This window comes from Patiriisocius sp. Uisw_017 (assembly GCF_047731265.1).
GTDB lineage: Bacteria > Bacteroidota > Bacteroidia > Flavobacteriales > Flavobacteriaceae > Patiriisocius.
In genome coordinates this window covers 1,499,071-1,515,265 of sequence record NZ_CP159835.1, presented here as the reverse complement: position 1 = coordinate 1,515,265, position 16,195 = coordinate 1,499,071, and the positions used below count along the sequence as shown (strand labels likewise).

The 16,195-nt window shown below is 35.2% G+C and carries 19 protein-coding genes; 10 read left to right on the top strand and 9 right to left on the bottom strand.

Going from position 1 to position 16,195, the window contains the following annotated elements:
- Nucleotides 1-279: 279 nt before the first annotated feature.
- The 4 genes from rplM (at nucleotide 280) to tsf (ending at nucleotide 3,479) form a co-directional block, all read left to right on the top strand.
- Entirely contained in the window at nucleotides 280-738 is a 459-nt protein-coding gene (gene rplM / locus ABXT67_RS06845; protein WP_415376525.1) for a 50S ribosomal protein L13, read from the top strand.
- Nucleotides 738-1,124, top strand: coding sequence for a 30S ribosomal protein S9 (gene rpsI, locus ABXT67_RS06840; protein ID WP_415376524.1), 387 nt, complete (start codon nucleotides 738-740; stop codon nucleotides 1,122-1,124). The genes rplM and rpsI overlap by 1 nt, the downstream gene beginning before the upstream one ends.
- Nucleotides 1,125-1,457: 333 nt before the next feature.
- Nucleotides 1,458-2,318 carry a 30S ribosomal protein S2 gene (gene rpsB, locus ABXT67_RS06835; protein WP_415376523.1) on the top strand — a complete coding sequence of 287 codons (861 nt, stop codon included), beginning with the start codon at nucleotides 1,458-1,460 and terminating at the stop codon, nucleotides 2,316-2,318.
- A gap of 192 nt (nucleotides 2,319-2,510) precedes the next feature.
- The gene (tsf, locus tag ABXT67_RS06830; RefSeq protein WP_415376522.1) at nucleotides 2,511-3,479 is read left to right on the top strand and encodes a translation elongation factor Ts; all 969 of its coding nucleotides are present in this window, start codon (nucleotides 2,511-2,513) and stop codon (nucleotides 3,477-3,479) included.
- Between the two features lie 95 nt (nucleotides 3,480-3,574).
- Here tsf and ABXT67_RS06825 read toward each other — a convergent pair whose 3' ends face one another.
- The 7 genes from ABXT67_RS06825 to ABXT67_RS06795 form a co-directional block, all read right to left on the bottom strand.
- On the bottom strand, nucleotides 3,575-3,877 hold the full coding sequence (locus ABXT67_RS06825; protein ID WP_415376521.1) for a LytR/AlgR family response regulator transcription factor: 303 nt from the start codon (nucleotides 3,875-3,877) through the stop codon (nucleotides 3,575-3,577).
- Nucleotides 3,878-4,098: 221 nt separating this feature from the next.
- A complete protein-coding gene (locus tag ABXT67_RS06820) occupies nucleotides 4,099-4,311 on the bottom strand; it encodes a LytR/AlgR family response regulator transcription factor (protein ID WP_415376520.1) in 213 nt (70 codons plus the stop codon).
- A complete protein-coding gene (locus ABXT67_RS06815; RefSeq protein WP_415376519.1) occupies nucleotides 4,304-4,573 on the bottom strand; it encodes a hypothetical protein in 270 nt (89 codons plus the stop codon). Before ABXT67_RS06815 ends, ABXT67_RS06820 begins: the two co-directional genes overlap by 8 nt.
- Complete coding sequence (locus ABXT67_RS06810) at nucleotides 4,557-5,387, bottom strand: sensor histidine kinase (protein ID WP_415376518.1); 831 nt, start codon at nucleotides 5,385-5,387, stop codon at nucleotides 4,557-4,559. Before ABXT67_RS06810 ends, ABXT67_RS06815 begins: the two co-directional genes overlap by 17 nt.
- A 42-nt stretch (nucleotides 5,388-5,429) precedes the next feature.
- Nucleotides 5,430-5,882, bottom strand: a complete 453-nt coding sequence (locus tag ABXT67_RS06805; RefSeq protein WP_415376517.1) for a hypothetical protein — start codon at nucleotides 5,880-5,882, stop codon at nucleotides 5,430-5,432.
- Nucleotides 5,883-5,900: 18 nt separating this feature from the next.
- Nucleotides 5,901-6,275 (bottom strand): two-component regulator propeller domain-containing protein, encoded by a 375-nt coding sequence (locus tag ABXT67_RS06800; protein ID WP_415376516.1) that lies wholly within the window; start codon nucleotides 6,273-6,275, stop codon nucleotides 5,901-5,903.
- A gap of 251 nt (nucleotides 6,276-6,526) precedes the next feature.
- Nucleotides 6,527-7,210 (bottom strand): hypothetical protein, encoded by a 684-nt coding sequence (locus ABXT67_RS06795; RefSeq protein WP_415376515.1) that lies wholly within the window; start codon nucleotides 7,208-7,210, stop codon nucleotides 6,527-6,529.
- A gap of 322 nt (nucleotides 7,211-7,532) precedes the next feature.
- Between ABXT67_RS06795 and pyrH the strand changes: the two genes are divergently transcribed.
- The gene (gene pyrH, locus ABXT67_RS06790) at nucleotides 7,533-8,240 is read left to right on the top strand and encodes a UMP kinase (protein WP_415376514.1); all 708 of its coding nucleotides are present in this window, start codon (nucleotides 7,533-7,535) and stop codon (nucleotides 8,238-8,240) included.
- Nucleotides 8,241-8,456: 216 nt separating this feature from the next.
- The gene (gene frr, locus ABXT67_RS06785) at nucleotides 8,457-9,014 is read left to right on the top strand and encodes a ribosome recycling factor (protein ID WP_415376513.1); all 558 of its coding nucleotides are present in this window, start codon (nucleotides 8,457-8,459) and stop codon (nucleotides 9,012-9,014) included.
- A gap of 85 nt (nucleotides 9,015-9,099) precedes the next feature.
- On the opposite strand, the gene ABXT67_RS06780 is transcribed toward frr, so the two are convergent.
- Both ABXT67_RS06780 and ABXT67_RS06775 read right to left on the bottom strand, forming a co-directional pair.
- Nucleotides 9,100-9,828 carry a T9SS type A sorting domain-containing protein gene (locus tag ABXT67_RS06780; protein WP_415376512.1) on the bottom strand — a complete coding sequence of 243 codons (729 nt, stop codon included), beginning with the start codon at nucleotides 9,826-9,828 and terminating at the stop codon, nucleotides 9,100-9,102.
- A gap of 33 nt (nucleotides 9,829-9,861) precedes the next feature.
- Nucleotides 9,862-10,401: a hypothetical protein gene (locus tag ABXT67_RS06775; RefSeq protein ID WP_415376511.1), complete on the bottom strand. Its 540-nt coding sequence runs from the start codon at nucleotides 10,399-10,401 to the stop codon at nucleotides 9,862-9,864.
- Between the two features lie 359 nt (nucleotides 10,402-10,760).
- Between ABXT67_RS06775 and ABXT67_RS06770 the strand changes: the two genes are divergently transcribed.
- The 4 genes from ABXT67_RS06770 (at nucleotide 10,761) to asnS (ending at nucleotide 16,069) form a co-directional block, all read left to right on the top strand.
- Entirely contained in the window at nucleotides 10,761-11,120 is a 360-nt protein-coding gene (locus tag ABXT67_RS06770; RefSeq protein ID WP_415376510.1) for a hypothetical protein, read from the top strand.
- A gap of 152 nt (nucleotides 11,121-11,272) precedes the next feature.
- Entirely contained in the window at nucleotides 11,273-11,557 is a 285-nt protein-coding gene (locus tag ABXT67_RS06765; protein WP_415376509.1) for a hypothetical protein, read from the top strand.
- Between the two features lie 541 nt (nucleotides 11,558-12,098).
- Nucleotides 12,099-14,498, top strand: a complete 2,400-nt coding sequence (locus ABXT67_RS06760) for an efflux RND transporter permease subunit (protein ID WP_415376508.1) — start codon at nucleotides 12,099-12,101, stop codon at nucleotides 14,496-14,498.
- A 128-nt stretch (nucleotides 14,499-14,626) separates the two neighbouring features.
- Entirely contained in the window at nucleotides 14,627-16,069 is a 1,443-nt protein-coding gene (asnS, locus tag ABXT67_RS06755) for an asparagine--tRNA ligase (protein ID WP_415376507.1), read from the top strand.
- Nucleotides 16,070-16,195: the final 126 nt, after the last annotated feature.

Sequence of the window (16,195 nt, the reverse complement as noted above, 5' to 3'; positions counted from 1 at the left end):
TTATTAATTGTAAGCCGCTCAAGGAGGTAGTAGGATTATAATCGTTTATTTTTATGTAGACGAACTTGAAAAGTTTTCGTCCTGCACCGAATGACCATACTTCCAAATTACCATTGTGAATTACTCAATTTGCGCCCCTTCAAATTTCAGAGGCAAAACGAACTCTAAAAGGCAATAAAAATATTCGCGTGGCTATTTGTCAATCAAATAAATAACAGTACTTTTGCCGTCCATTAATTTGGGATAGAAAATAATTATTAACATTAGACAAAGAACATAATGGATACATTAAGTTACAAAACAGTATCTGCTAATAAGGCCACAGTAACAAAAGAGTGGTTAATGGTAGATGCGGACGGGCACACTTTAGGTCGTCTTGCGAGTGAAGTTGCAAAACTTCTTCGTGGTAAGCACAAACCAAGTTTTACACCTCATGTAGATTGTGGTGACAACGTGATTATCATCAACGCAAGCAACGTCCAATTAACAGGAAACAAATGGACAGAAAAGTCTTACATACGCCACACGGGTTACCCAGGTGGACAACGTAGCTTGACTGCCACTGAATTGAAAGACAAAAATCCAGCACGCGTGGTGGAAAAAGCTGTAAAAGGAATGTTACCTAAAAACAAATTAGGGGCTGCAATCTTTAGAAACTTGAAAGTGTATGCAGATGCAAACCACGGCCAAGAAGCTCAAAAACCGAGAGAAATCACTATTAACACCGCGACAAAATAATGGAAACAATACACAAAATAGGAAGAAGAAAAACCGCTGTTGCGCGTGTTTACTTAAGCGAAGGTAAAGGTGAAATTAGCATTAACAAGCGTGAGTTTGACAACTACTTTACGACCCCTACATTGCGTTACAAAGTAATGCAACCACTAGTAATGACAGACAACGAAAAGACGTTTGACATTACGGTAAATGTATTTGGTGGTGGAATCACAGGACAAGCTGAAGCAATTAGACTTGCTATATCTCGTGCAATGTGTACACTAAACGATGAGAATAGAGGCATTCTTAAGCCTGAAGGATTACTTACAAGAGACCCAAGAATGGTGGAACGTAAGAAATTTGGACAGAAGAAAGCACGTAAAAAATTCCAATTCTCGAAACGTTAAATTTCGATTTCACTCAATCTACGAGCTATATTTTATTACAAAATGTGTTTGTGGTATTTCTTTGGAAATAGTAATGGGTAGAAAGCGAGTAATTAGCAATGTTATTTTAACAGCATTGACATCCCGTCGAAAGGCGATATGTCTCCGAGTTAGTGAAATTTATCTTAAAATAAGTTCATAGAAATACAATTATATTAATAAGCTGTTAGTCCCGCTCTGCCGGGTGGGACAATTAGTTTAGTATCTAAATCAAGCCTTATTCTCCTTTGCTAACGCTGCGGATTACACAGGAAGATTGACGTCTAAACATACAGAACGTAAACTAAAAAAAACATGGCAACAACAACAAACATAGAAGTTAAAGAACTTCTAAAAGCAGGTGTACACTTTGGACACCTTACAAGAAAATGGAATCCTAACATGGCGCCTTACATCTACATGGAGCGCAACGGAATCCACATTATAAACCTTTATAAAACTGCTGCAAAAATTGACGAAGCTAACGAAGCTTTGAAGAAAATTGCTGCCTCTGGACGTAAAGTACTTTTTGTAGCTACAAAAAAACAAGCAAAAGACATCGTTGCTGAAAAAGCAAAGGCAGCTAACATGCCTTACATCACAGAAAGATGGCCTGGTGGAATGTTAACAAACTTTGTTACGATTCGTAAAGCTGTTAAGAAAATGGCTACTATTGATAGAATGAAGCAAGATGGAACGTTCATGACACTTTCTAAAAAAGAACGTTTACAAGTAGATCGTTTACGCGCTAAATTAGAAAAGAACTTAGGTTCAATTAGCGAGATGTCAAGGCTTCCTGCAGCTCTATTTATTGTAGATACTACACGTGAGCATATTGCAGTTGCTGAAGCAATTAAGTTAAATATTCCAATTTTTGCGATGGTAGATACAAACAGTGACCCTAGAGTTATTGATTATGTAATCCCAGCAAATGATGATGCATCAAAATCTGTAGAGAAAATTATGGGTTCTGTTTCTGAAGCACTAATCGAAGGATTGTCTGAGCGCAAATCTGCTAAGGATGGCGATAAAAAGGACGATGCTGAAGAAATGAAGACTGCTGCTAAGGCTGACGCGAAAGAAGCAAAAGAAGAAATCCCTACTACAGATGCAAAGCAACCTGTAAAGGTTGAAGCAAAAAAAGAAACAGTAGAAGCTACTAAAGAAGAAGAGTAGGTTTCAGTATTCAGTTTTTAGTGCCTGGTAATTAGAAATGATTACTATTTTTATAAAAAGCTCGATAAAACTTATAGTACAATATAAAATCGCCAAGTTCATTTCTAATTGAAATTTGCGAAGCGATTTTTTTTTAAAATTAATTTAATTAACAAGATTCCCACATTCGTGGGAATATAATCTAAGATTAAAATGGTAAAAATAACTGCCGCACAAGTAAACGAATTAAGAAAAAAGACCGGAGCTGGGATGATGGACTGTAAAAAAGCCCTTGTTGAAGCTGAAGGAAATCTAGAAGATGCAATTACTGTTCTACGTAAAAAAGGACAGAAAATTGCTGAAAAAAGAGCAGACCGTGACTCAAGTGAAGGGGCGGTTGTTTCTAAAATAAATGATGCACACACAAGAGGTGTTGTACTAGCATTAAATTGTGAGACTGATTTTGTTGCAAACAATGACTCGTATTCTGCGATGGCACAAGAGATGGCGGCAATTGCAATTAACTATAATACAAAAGAAGAATTTCTTGCTGCAAAATTTGACACAAAAATGACGGTTGCTCAAAAATTAATTGAGCAAACTGGTGTTATTGGTGAGAAACTAGAAATAGGTGGTTTTGAAATACTAGAAGCTCCCTTTGTAGGAACCTACATTCACGGTAAGAAAATTGGTGCTTTAACCGGTTTAAGTACTCCAATGATGGGTGCTGAGAAATTAGCGAAAGAAGTATCAATGCAAGTAGCTTCTATGGGAGCTAGTACATTATCTTACAAGGATTTTACACAAGAATTTGTAGCCAATGAAACGGAAGCACGTATTGCTGTAATTGAGAAAGATAATATTGAACTTGGACGTTTAGGGAAGACTTTAAAAAATGTCCCTACATTTATCTCAAGAGTACAATTAACGGATGCTGTTTTAGCAAAAGCTGAAGAAGCTGCTAAAGCGGAGTTGAAAGCTGAAGGAAAACCAGAGCAAATCTGGGACCGCATTCTTCCTGGAAAAATGGAACGTTTTATCGCTGATAACACAACATTAGACCACGAGAAAGCTTTACTAGATCAAAACTTTATTATGGACGACAAGAAAAACGTAGGAGACTACGTGGCAGCGCACGGTGATGTTGCTGTTGTTGGCTTTAAAAGAGTTACGCTAGCTTAATGAGCGTTAATCGTAGCAAATGACAGTAGACAGTTGTTACTCTAAAATTATAATCTGCCTTTAGCTTTTGCTGGAGGCAGATTTTTTTATTCATTCTACTTTGCAAATAGCTGCAAAAACTCTTTTCGATTTGCTTTAGATACGGGTGTTGTCTTGCGGTTTTCTAGTATTATGTATCCTTCGTTTTTAAATTGGGCTACTTTGTGTAGGTTGATGATATGTGATTTATGGCACTTATAAAAATTATCAGTGACCATTTTTTCAAACTTGCCAATATTATATGAACTTACAATTTCAGAAGTGTTTTCCAAATGGATTTTTGTATAACCGTCGTATCCCTCTACGTGCATACTCTCATTATAATTTATAAACAAAAATCCGTCATTTGTGGGAATCATCAATTTGTTTGCTTGGTTGGATGTGCTTATTAATGATCTAAGAGTATCTTATTTTTCTCTAATGCCTTTTTCGCATCTACATTATTTAAGGCATTAGTGATTGCTGTTTCTAGTTCATATGAGTCTATCGGTTTTAAGACATAACCCACGGCACAATGCTGAAAAGCCTCAATCGCATAGTCATTATAAGCCGTAACAAATATAATTTCAAAATTTTGATTTTAAATCTTGCTAAGAACATCAAAACCAGTCAATACCGGCATTTCTATATCCAGAAAGAGGAGGTCTGGAGGATTATCATTTACAAAAGAAACTGCCTTTTCTGGATTCTGAAATGCTCCTGCAATTTCTATCTCAGGAAATTGCTTTTTAATCTTAAGCAATAATCCTTCAAGCGCTTTCTTTTCATCATCAACTAAAATAGCTTTAATCATGTTGTTTCTTGTTAAAAGTTAATAGCACTGAGGTTCCGCTGCTTGTTTCTGTTGTTAAATCTGTTATTGTTTGAACTATATTCCAGTGACCAGAATTATTAATTAAATGAAGACGGTCTAGAATAATCTCAGAAGATTTTGACGTGTGTGTTTTTATCGATTTCGCCTTGACCTCTTTAGCTCTTTTAAAGCCAACTCCATTGTCTTTTATACCTACTGAAAAGTCATCATTACTTTGGAGCTTTTTAAATACTATTTTCAACCTCACCATTTATTTCTAGACGAAATAGGCCATGATTCACGGCATTTTCAACAATAGGTTGTAATAACATAGAAGGAATTTTAATGTCTTTATTCAACTGAGGATCTATATTAAAATGGAATTTAAAATCGGCTCCAAAACGCATTTTTTCTATTTCGAGATATGCCTTTAGTAGTTTTAGTTCTTTGTCAATGCTAATAAATTGTTCTCTAGAAAAATCGAAAAACATTCTAATCAACCTTGAAAATTTCACGAGGTATTTTTCAGAGAGTCCAATTTCGTTAGTATTCATATAGTATTGAACTGCGTTTAAAGAATTAAACACAAAATGCGGATTCATTTGAGACCGCAACGCATGTAACTCGTGAGAAATTGCTTTCTGTTTTGCTTTCTCATGGGTTATAATCTTTTTTTGAATTCGAGTTTTAGAAACTTTAAATGACCCATAAAGAAAAAGGACACTGCATACAAATACTACAATTTTAAACCAAAAGGTTTGATACCATAAAGGTGTTATCTCAAAATTTATCGTTTTGCAAACACTGAAATGTTGATGATTAGTAACTTTGAGTTCTAGAATATATTTTTGTGGCTTTAAATTTGTAAAATAAATTTCCTGAAAATTAGTCGAGATCCATTCTTCGTTAATTGGATTTAATTTATAGGCATATTTTAAATTGATTTGATCAGAAAAATCAATAACTCCTGCTGAAAATGACACATAGTTATTACTTGCGTAGGGTATAGAGAGTCCGGAGCTTTTTGTTGCTTTCCCATTAACGACAATTCCTTTATTAAAGATAGCAGACCACATATTCCTTGTTTTATCTATAAAAGAAAAGTGTGCATCTAAAGATTAGGGAACAGATTTAAGATTTTTAAACCTCAGATCCTCCCCAAGGTAACGCACAAAATTTAAACCCGTTAATTGAACCTCATTATTAACTTGGTGATAGCGCAAGTATTTAAAATCGCCTGAGAATTCTCGAGAGCCATTCAATACTTTAGAAAGCTTTTCTGTGTTTAGATGAACAAAGAAATAATTCTCTTTATTTATAAACATATACAAGCTATCATTTAATTGGCCGTATTCCGTTAAAGTTTTTAAAGAATTAACGTCAAAGCACTTGGTTTTCATTTCATTTATAGCAAGCACATAAAAATAGTCATCTATCCAGCTAATTCCCTGATGATCGATCTTTGGATGAAGGACTTTCTGTTTTAAATATGTGGAGTCTGAACTAAATTCATTTTTTTGAGAAACCCAAACACTATCCTTTAAAGAATAAAAATATTCGCCATCATCCATTGCAATTTGGTTTCCAGATTATAAAATAATTCGAGGGAAGAAAATTTTATTTCTATCTAAAGGAAAGGAATACACAATGTCATTCTCTATATACCCCAACTTGTTAGTCTTTGAGAAAAACCATGTTTTATTATCTGGTGTAATTCTAATTTGCCAAATATCATTACTTGGTAAGCCGTCTTTAATGGTGAAGTTTTTAAACGTTTTTCCATAAAACTTTGACATCCCCTTATCTGTAATAATCCAAATAAAACCATCATAATCTTGTGTAATTCTATACATATGATTGCTAGGGAGTCCGTCTTTTAAAGAATAATTAGTGTATTGCTGGCTAAAAACAAAACTCCAAACCACTAAGAGTACTAATGTGATATGGAGTTTTAGTAGTTTCAAAATTAAGCATTGGTTTAATTCTAATTCTTGTTTGAAAACCAGGTTTTGGTGCCGTTACTGCGTAAGATTCTACTTGCAAATCATTCACCGTACCAAGTGCAGTAATGCAATAATGCAATAATCTACCACGTACTGATTTCCAGTAATCCCAGTCCCATAAATAAAATTTTTAGATGTAGCGGGTGCAACTGGAATTGGCGTAACCGTGAAGTAAGGAGGAATTCCTTGTAGTGATATGGTTACATTTGGGTCTAAAGAATAGGTAGCGTAATTTTCTTGAAAAGGATAAAAGTAAACATATAATTACCAGCACCACTCCCTATAGATACCATATGACACTCTGTAGAAACAATTCCTGAAGGGTCGCAACCATTATTATCTGCGTCAAAATAAGTGGTCCCTGTAATACTGTTTACTGGCGCTGTGCAATCTTGCAAAAAATAATTACCTACAGCATATATATTTTGTAAGTTCGCATTTGCATAGGCAATATCGTCAACACATATTCTTACAGGAGCTAGCCCGCTGCCATTAGCAGACAAAACATTAAAATTAGTAATAAAGGTATTATTTCCATTTTTTAGGTTTGTATCGGTTAAAAACCTTCCCACAATATTTACACTAACTAAGGCCATGTTGCTACTTAAATTTATACTTGGTGCAGTTACAAAATTTGCTCTAAAATTTGTTAAAGCAACAAAGTCTTCAATACCTGTAAAATCATTTACGTCTGGATCGAAACCAAGAAGACTCTGGATTGATAAATTTTTGACGCCCATTATATTTGCCGTAGGCACAAAATCATCTAATGGTACTGAATCTTGGCTTAAATCGATTAATATTTGCTCAAATCCATCATCGGGAACAAACGTTTGTGCGCATGAATTCAAGGTGCCTAAAAGAAAAACTATTGTAAGAATGTAAAAACGTTTCATTTGGATTATTTTAAACAAACTTAAAAAAGGGTATTATCAAATAAAAGACTCATTTAAGCAACCGCTTTTTTCATTCAAGGAACTGACTTTATTATATCTGCACTGTCTTTTTTTAGCAAAAAAATATCAACCACAGATACATTTCACATCTTAAACGCAATAATTTATGTTTTTAGCAAAAAATTTCCTGGTAACCACTGTTTGTAAATGTCCTTTGTAACCGCTTACCACAATTCTCTTCTTAAATCAATAAAAAACTGCCTACCCCAACTGAGTGCTGAAAACTTATTTTTACTATTTTTGCAACCAACAAAACCACACTATGCACTACAAAAGAATACTTCTTAAACTTTCTGGTGAAGCCTTGATGGGCGAACGCCAATATGGTATTGACCCTGTAAGACTTCAGGAATACGCCCAAGACATTAAAGCTATTATAGCTACAGGTGTTGAAGTCGCTATTGTTATAGGTGGTGGTAATATTTTTAGAGGTGTTGCTGGTGCAAGCAAAGGAATGGACAGGGTACAAGGAGACCATATGGGGATGCTAGCAACAGTAATCAACGGACTTGCTTTGCAAGGAGCGCTAGAAGACGAAGATATTCCTACTCGATTACAGAGTGCTATTAAGATTAATGAAGTGGCAGAGCCATTTATTCGTCGCAAGGCTATGCGCCATCTAGAAAAAGGACGCGTAGTAATTTTTGGAGGAGGAACAGGAAATCCATATTTCACTACAGACAGCGCAGCTGTTCTTAGAGCTATCGAAATTAAAGCAGATGTAATCCTAAAAGGAACTCGGGTAGACGGAATTTACTCTAGTGATCCAGAAAAAAATAGCGATGCTACTAAGTTTGACAATATTAGTTTTGATGATGTATTGCGAAAAGGGCTTAAAGTAATGGACACCACTGCGTTTACCTTGAGTCAGGAAAACGAGTTACCTATCATCGTATTTGATATGAACACGAGAGGCAATTTAATGAAAGTAGTAATGGGCGAAAATATAGGGACCAAAGTAAATTTATAAATTCTTCTAGAATTCTCTGAATACTTTAAAATTACTGCTAAAATAAAATTGTTGTTTTTGATCGTTCTGATTTTTGAAAAACAAATTTCAAGTAAGTTAAATTTCTGAAGTATCAATCGGGAGTTTTAATTTAATTAAATTTACCCATCTGCACGGGTGGCAGAACAAGTATAAATAAAAAAAACACAAGCTAGGGATAGTGAGCAAAGTCAAATCATGGAACAAGACGAAATAGATTTTATTATAGACAGCACAAAGGAAGCAATGGACAATGCAATTGCCCACCTTAAAAAGAAATTTGTTAATATTAGGGCAGGTAAGGCCTCACCATCTATGGTAGGAAGTGTTATGGTAAACTATTACGGTAGCGCTACGCCTCTGAGCCAAGTTGCAAATGTGAACACTCCAGATGGGATGACCATTACCATTGCTCCTTGGGAAAAAGGATTGATTCCTGAAATTGAAAAAGGAATACACCTCGCCAATATTGGCTTCAACCCTATGAACAATGGAGAGAGCATCATCATAAACGTACCTCCCTTGACCGAAGAACGCCGTCGCGAATTAGCAAAACAGGCAAAATACGAGGCGGAAGAATCTAAAATAGGGGTTAGAAATGATCGCAAACAAGCAATGAATAGCCTCAAGGATTTAGATATAAGTGAAGATTTACAAAAATCTCTAGAAAGCGATGTGCAAGAAATGACTGACAACCATATCAAGTTAATTGATGAAATTTTTGTTGTTAAGGAAAAAGAAATCATGACGGTTTAAACTATTTGCTGTTTAAAAGCGTTAAACTATATCATATAAAGCGGCTTATAAGCCGCTTTATATATTTGCACCCCTTCCTTATGCATTATTGTTTTATAAATTTCTTCACAGTTTTACGAGAACCATTGGTTACCGCAACAAAATAAATACCTTTAGAAAGATTTGATACCTCTAGGTTTAGATTGCTATCGTGTAATCCTTTTTGTTGTACTAATAACCTTCCGTTAGCGTCATAAAGCAATACCTCGCCATTTAAAAGATTGTTTGAAAACTGTAATTGTAAGTGCCTGTTAACAGGATTGGGAGCAATGGTAAACAAAGCAGCATCTTGATCTTGCAAGCCTAAAAGCACATCGCCATAAATAGCTCTGTCGCCATTGCTATTAGTTAGTGTAAGTTGTTTGTTTCCCTCGCCATCGGTTAATATTTCGTATAAAATAGGGTCGCTCACAGCGCTCGTTTCATGTTTAAAAAAGTCGTCAAAGTAGGTGTTTTTAAAATTACTATTTTCTGGGATTGTACAATCATCAATTGTTAAGAATATCAAGTTATCTAAGGTAATAGTATTTTGACCAAAACTAATATTACCCCCTCCGCATAAGCATACACAAGATGATAAGTTTGTAGTCCCATCTGTATTCTCTAAAAAAAATAAATCAGTGAACTCTAATTCGTTATTAACAGGGGGTATAATATTTTCACCCTCAATTACTAATTCATTTAGATACCAATAAGTTTCTACTAAATCTGGTTCTTGTGCTTGCCCTTGTGCCGTAATCCCTACAAAGCATAGTGCTATTAATATATATTCCATAAAACTCGTATTTTTTTTAAGAACCTTTTTACTTTACAATTCTTCCTGAGTCGTTAAAAAATCCCCACCTATAATACCTATCATTATATTAGGATCACCAGTTGTTATAGACCAAGCTAAAGGTGCTTTAATAAGATCTAAAGATGGGTTTGGTCTATCTTCTTGTAAATTTTCTATATAATCATTGGGTTCATCGTGCATGACTAATACAGGTATTTCCTCATTATAAGGTAAGAGCTGTACAATATCACTGCGTTGACTATATGGAGTTATATTATAACTTACAGGGACCTCCATTAAATAAACACGTTGAAGACGTGTTGTAGTAAAAAGTGGAAAAGCCTTTTCAAATTTATAAATGGGCGCACCATTCACGAAAGAATTAAAGGTGCTTTTATTAGTTGTTATGGCGAGCGTATTATCTGTATTAATTGTTGTACTTAAAACATCCATGTTTTGTCCTTCTTGAAACTCTACATAATAGATAACTGTATCTTGACCGTAAACCAAGCTACAAGAAGTCATAATAAGTAAACTAAAAAATGTGCAGAAGATGTGCGGAAAGTATCTCATAATTTTATTTTTTAGGATTAAAAATGATGAGGAGAAATCATGTTAGATAAAAAAACATAACCTTTTATCTCTTTTGGATACAGTTAAAATATTTAACATTTTACTATTTGGAAAATCTTTTGTTTATTCCTATTTATTCTATGTAAAATAAAGCGGCTTTTGAGCGGCTTTATTTTTGTGCGTTTGGATTTTAAAACATCTAGTTTTCAATACCTGTATGCGTAGCTTTGTCCTTCTATTTTTATTGGTGCTACCCTACCATTTTTTTGCTCAAGAAACGGTAGCACAAACAAAACAGGACTCCACAGCAACTAGTCCTACAAAAAAAGTAAGCTCCTTTAATACGGGCTTTTATCCTATTGGTTTTTTTTGATATTGATTTAAAGTATATTATCAAATACAACAACTACGAAGGCTTGCGATTGGGAGTAGGCGGTATTACTAATGATAATCTCTCTGACCGGTATAAAATTGGAGGCTATTTTGCCTATGGTTTTAAAGACGATGCTATTAAATATAGTATTGGTAATTCACTTAGGCTTAATAAGGAACGTGGCACTGGGTTTAACTTTTACTATATTGATGATATTGCTGAAATAGGTTCTTTTAAATATTTGACTGATGACCGGTTGTACTCTGTTTTTGAACCTCGACTTGTTAATGTAACTCAATTTTACAAACCTCAAACTTGGCAAGCCAACCTCCAAACTGAATTTTAAAAAAAATTTTAGCAGAAGCCCGTATTTCAAGAAGTAGCATTACTCAAATTGAAGACTATGCCTATGTCCTTGACGGCATTCCAAAAACAAACTAACGCACTACTGAGGCAACAGTTTCGGTTAGAATAAGCTCAAAAACAAATTTCATAACTATGGAAGATGGTCGTGTAGGGTCTTTTGATGGTTTCCCAAAAACAAGCGCACAAGTAACTCAAGGTATTAGTGGTATCATTGGTAGCGATTTTGACTACACAAAATTTGGTTTGAAACTAGATTATTATATCAAACGAACTAATTTGTCTTCTATAAGTTTTTTACTCGAAGGCTTATACGCTGCGGGCGATGTACCGCTTACCCATTTATTTCATGCATACCCTAAGCCCCAAAAAAGACCGGGTTTTACAATGTTTTTCTATAACCGGAAGGCGAAGTTTTGAAACCATGTTTTTTGGCGAGTTTTTTAGTGATCAATTGGCAATATTTCAAATAAAGCACGGTTTAAGACGATTTAAACTTACCGAAAAATAGAAACCAGAATTAATTTTTGTCACACGCCATGCTATTGGAGATCTAGATGAAAAGGAAAATCATTTGGGAATTCCGTTTAATACATTGGAGCAAGTTTATAATGAATCAGGGTTCGAACTCAATAAAATTATATTCGGGTACGGTTTGAGTGGTTCCTATCGATATGGATTTTACAACTTACCAGAATTTGAAGATAATATATCTTTCAAGTTTACATTCTACGCCAAGTTTTAAGTTCTCATACAAAACTTTTTTCAACTTACAACTTCATAAAACCTGCAATAGCACTTTTGCCGTCTTCAAAGTTTCGACTCCAACGGCGAGGTAATCTACTAGTTTCAAGAAGTCAATTTATAGTCTGAAGTAAGGATTCAATAAACACCATTAAAAACGTTTCCTTTCCTTATCTCTAAATGGTATCTTTACATTTCATGTATAGCTTTCAAATTTTTGAATAAACTTTTCAGCATCGGTTTTTGGAGTGCCACAGCGCGTTTTATATTGCGCAATCGTGCTGTTATATTAATTATCATTGCGCTGATTACTGTATTTATGGGTATGCAGTGGAAACACATGCGCTTTACCTATACCGAAGCGAACCTTCTCCCAGATGACCACGAAATAAACGAAGAATACAAGCAATTTCTTTCAAAATTTGGCGAAGAAGGTAATTTAATTATCTACGGAGTTAAGGATAGCACGTTATTTACTCCTGAAAATTTTAGAAAATGGAATGAGCTTTCAGCAACTTTCAAGTCCAATCCAGAAGTGGACATTACGCTTTCCATAGGTGATCTTCAAAAATTAGAAAAAAGTGACAAAACAGAAGGTTTTAAGTTAGTACCGCTAGTCAATGATTCTGTTTACACCACTAAAAATCTAAAAAGATTACAATACGAGCTCTTCGAAAAGCTTCCCTTTTATAATGGTCTTATCTATAGCCCAAGTAAAACTTCGGTTAGAACCGCGGTGTATTTAAACAAAGACATTGTTAATACTCCCATACGAAAAGCCTTTATAGAGAATGTAGTGATTCCGAAAATAAAAGAATTTGAAGAAGACACTGGCATCAATGTCTATACTTCAGGGATGCCCTATATACGCACCTTAAATTCACAGAATATCGTAGATGAAATTGAATTGTTTATTGGTGCTGCATTATTGGTAACGAGCCTAATTTTCTTCTTGTTCTTTAGATCGTTTAGGGCCACGTTTATTTCAATGATTACTGTTATAATTGGTGTAATGTGGGCCTTTGGTGTTTTGGGGTTACTTCGCTATGAAATAACTGTTTTAACGGCACTAATTCCTCCCTTAATTATTGTAATTGGAATCCCCAATTGTATTTTTCTTATCAATAAATACCAGCAAGAAATCAAATTACATGGTAATCAAGCAAAATCTTTGCAACGTGTAATAGCAAAAGTGGGTAATGCTACCTTAATGACAAACGTAACCACTGCTTCTGGATTTGCAACGTTTATTCTAACAAATAGTGAATTGTTGTCTGAGTTTGGTACCGTAGCCTCCATCTGCATCATTGCAATTTTCTTATTGTGCTTATTTATCATTCCTATTATTTATAGCTACATGCCTGTTCCAAAGGACAAACATTTAAAGCATTTAAACAGGAAATGGATTAATGGTTTTGTAGACTGGATGGAAAACATGGTGCGCAAGCGCCGCATCGCCATTTACATAGCTTCCATTTTATTGTTGTGTCTAAGTATTATAGGAATGTATAATATCAAAATTTCTGGAAGTCTTATAGAGGACATGCCTAAGAAAGCAGAGTTCTTTAAAGACATTCGCTTTTTTGAAAAGGAGTATGAAGGTATTATGCCGCTAGAGATCCTTATAGATACCAAGCGTAACAAAGGAGTGATGAAACTCGCCACTTTAAAGAGGATGGACGAACTTCAAAACTACATTGAAGAAATACCAGAGTTTGCAAAACCTTTGAGCGTTGTTAATCTAGTTAAATATAGTAAGCAGGCCTATTATAATGGCAATCCAGAATACTATCAATTGCCCAATAGCCAAGAACGAACGTTTATTTTAAGTTACGCAAAAAGCAGCGCTAGCGACACCAACCTGCTCCAAAGCTATGTAGATTCAACAGGTCAATTTGCTAGGATTACCACCTTTATGAAAGACACTCCTACCGATAGGTTTGATAGGATTGAAGAAGATCTAAAGGCAAAAGCAGCGAAAATTTTCCCTGAAGACAGGTACTCCGTTAGCTTTACTGGTAAAGCTTTGGTATTTCAAAAAGGAACCAAATACTTGGTAAACAATCTTATCATTTCATTGTCACTTGCTATATTACTTATTGCTCTTTTTATGGCCTGGATGTTCCGTAGTTTTAGGATGATCCTTGTTTCGCTATTGCCTAATTTATTACCGCTTATTATTACGGCTGGGCTTATGGGATTCTTTGGAGTTCCTATAAAACCATCTACGATTTTAGTGTTTAGTATTGCTTTTGGAATTTCCGTAGATGATACCATTCACTTTTTAGCGAAGTACCGTCAAGAACTTATTGCAAACGATTGGAAGATTAAAAAATCAGTATACGCGGCCTTACGAGAAACTGGCGTGAGCATGTTTTACACATCGATTGTATTGTTTTTCGGTTTTTCCGTTTTTACAATTTCGAGTTTTGGAGGTACCGTTGCATTGGGGGCGTTAGTCTCTATAACCCTAGTTTTTGCGATGCTCGCTAACTTGCTATTACTTCCTTCCCTTTTACTTTCATTAGAAAAAAGCATTGCAAATAAGGAAACGTTTAAAAAACCTGCATTGCTAATTTTAGACGATCAAAGAGAGGACGGGGAAGATATCTCTTGAGTATCTGTTTAAATTATTCAAGGATGGATGCTGCCTTAGGTAAATACTTCCGTCAAAACAGAAAAAAAGCCCCTTCTCGATTTTCAGGTACCAATTAAAATTTATCTTTGCCAAACAATTTTAGGAATATGCAACATACTGATATCATTAAATTACTTTCTACAGCCCCTTCTATGCACCCCGTTACCGTTTGTGGTTGGGTACGTGCCTTTAGAAGCAACCGCTTTATCAATTTGAATGATGGTTCTACCATCCACAACATACAATGTGTCATAGATTTTGAAGCATTTGACGCCGAAATTTTAAGCAAAATTACAGTGGGTGCTGCGATTGAAATTAAAGGGGTGCTGGTAGAAAGTCAAGGACAAGGACAAAAGGTGGAGATCCAAGTTAGTGAAGTTACTGTTTTAGGAGAAGCAGATCCTGAAGAAGTAAAACTAACCATCCTTTCGCCTAAAAGACACTCGCTCGAGAAACTTCGCGAGCAAGCGCATTTAAGGGTGAGAACCAATACCTTTGGCGCGGTCATGCGTACGCGCTCAAAATTATCGTTTGCAGTACATGAATATTTTCAAAAAAACGGATTTTATCATATGCATTCTCCAATTATCACAGGAAGCGATGCAGAAGGTGCTGGCGAAATGTTTAAAATATCCAATCTACCACACAACAATGCTCCCGTTAATGAAGATGGCACGATAGACTACAAACAAGATTTCTTCGGAAAAGAAACAAACCTTACGGTAAGTGGCCAATTAGAAGCTGAAACCTATGCGATGGGCTTAGGAAAAGTGTATACGTTTGGGCCTACTTTTAGAGCCGAAAACAGCAACACATCACGACACCTTGCAGAATTCTGGATGATAGAGCCAGAAGTTGCCTTTTGCGATTTAGCAGGCAATATGGACTTGGCAGAAGATTTTATTAAATATGTGGTTGCCTACGCTTTAGAAAATTGTGCTGATGATCTAGCCTTTTTAGAAAAGCGATTGATAGATTCAGAAAAAACGAAACCTCAAGCGGAGCGCAGCGATATGGCACTTACAGATAAGCTTAAATTTATCTTAGAAAATAATTTTAAGCGTGTTACGTATACGGAAGCTATTGAAATCTTAAAACGCTCAAAGCCTAATCAAAAGAAGAAATTCAAATATATAATTGATGAATGGGGAGCAGATTTACAAAGTGAACACGAACGTTTTTTAGTAGAAAAACACTTTAAATGCCCAGTGATTTTATTTGATTATCCTGCAAAAATAAAGTCTTTTTATATGCGTCTTAACGACGACGGCAAAACCGTAAGAGCAATGGACGTTCTATTCCCCGGCATTGGAGAAATTGCAGGGGGTTCTCAACGTGAAGAGCGCTATGAAGTATTGGTTCAAAAAATGAAAGACATGAACATCCCTCAAGATGAACTATACTGGTATCTTGATTTGAGGAAATTTGGAACCTGTGTGCATAGTGGTTTTGGTTTAGGGTTTGAACGTTTGGTTCAATTTGTAACAGGAATGGGGAATATTCGTGATGTAATTCCTTATCCTCGGAGCCCAGGGAACGCAGAATTTTAATAGATATCGTCGTTAAGCGTGCTTAAATTTGCTGCCACTTAACGAAAACACCCAATATTTTAATAAATCCAGCACCATAAAGCTATCGGTAGCTGGATTTTTTTTAACTTTATAAGTACGTAAACA

Excerpts from the sequence above, each read along its gene's own strand:
- rplM (WP_415376525.1), top strand. The coding sequence starts at position 280 with ATGGATACATTAAGTTACAAAACAGTATCTGCTAATAAGGCCACAGTA.
- rpsI (WP_415376524.1), top strand. The coding sequence starts at position 738 with ATGGAAACAATACACAAAATAGGAAGAAGAAAAACCGCTGTTGCGCGT.
- rpsB (WP_415376523.1), top strand. The coding sequence starts at position 1,458 with ATGGCAACAACAACAAACATAGAAGTTAAAGAACTTCTAAAAGCAGGT.
- tsf (WP_415376522.1), top strand. The coding sequence starts at position 2,511 with ATGGTAAAAATAACTGCCGCACAAGTAAACGAATTAAGAAAAAAGACC.
- ABXT67_RS06825 (WP_415376521.1), bottom strand. The coding sequence starts at position 3,877 with ATGATTCCCACAAATGACGGATTTTTGTTTATAAATTATAATGAGAGT.
- ABXT67_RS06820 (WP_415376520.1), bottom strand. The coding sequence starts at position 4,311 with ATGATTAAAGCTATTTTAGTTGATGATGAAAAGAAAGCGCTTGAAGGA.
- ABXT67_RS06810 (WP_415376518.1), bottom strand. The coding sequence starts at position 5,387 with ATGTGGTCTGCTATCTTTAATAAAGGAATTGTCGTTAATGGGAAAGCA.
- ABXT67_RS06805 (WP_415376517.1), bottom strand. The coding sequence starts at position 5,882 with ATGGATGATGGCGAATATTTTTATTCTTTAAAGGATAGTGTTTGGGTT.
- ABXT67_RS06795 (WP_415376515.1), bottom strand. The coding sequence starts at position 7,210 with ATGAAACGTTTTTACATTCTTACAATAGTTTTTCTTTTAGGCACCTTG.
- pyrH (WP_415376514.1), top strand. The coding sequence starts at position 7,533 with ATGCACTACAAAAGAATACTTCTTAAACTTTCTGGTGAAGCCTTGATG.
- frr (WP_415376513.1), top strand. The coding sequence starts at position 8,457 with ATGGAACAAGACGAAATAGATTTTATTATAGACAGCACAAAGGAAGCA.
- ABXT67_RS06780 (WP_415376512.1), bottom strand. The coding sequence starts at position 9,828 with ATGGAATATATATTAATAGCACTATGCTTTGTAGGGATTACGGCACAA.
- ABXT67_RS06775 (WP_415376511.1), bottom strand. The coding sequence starts at position 10,401 with ATGAGATACTTTCCGCACATCTTCTGCACATTTTTTAGTTTACTTATT.
- ABXT67_RS06765 (WP_415376509.1), top strand. The coding sequence starts at position 11,273 with ATGGAAGATGGTCGTGTAGGGTCTTTTGATGGTTTCCCAAAAACAAGC.
- asnS (WP_415376507.1), top strand. The coding sequence starts at position 14,627 with ATGCAACATACTGATATCATTAAATTACTTTCTACAGCCCCTTCTATG.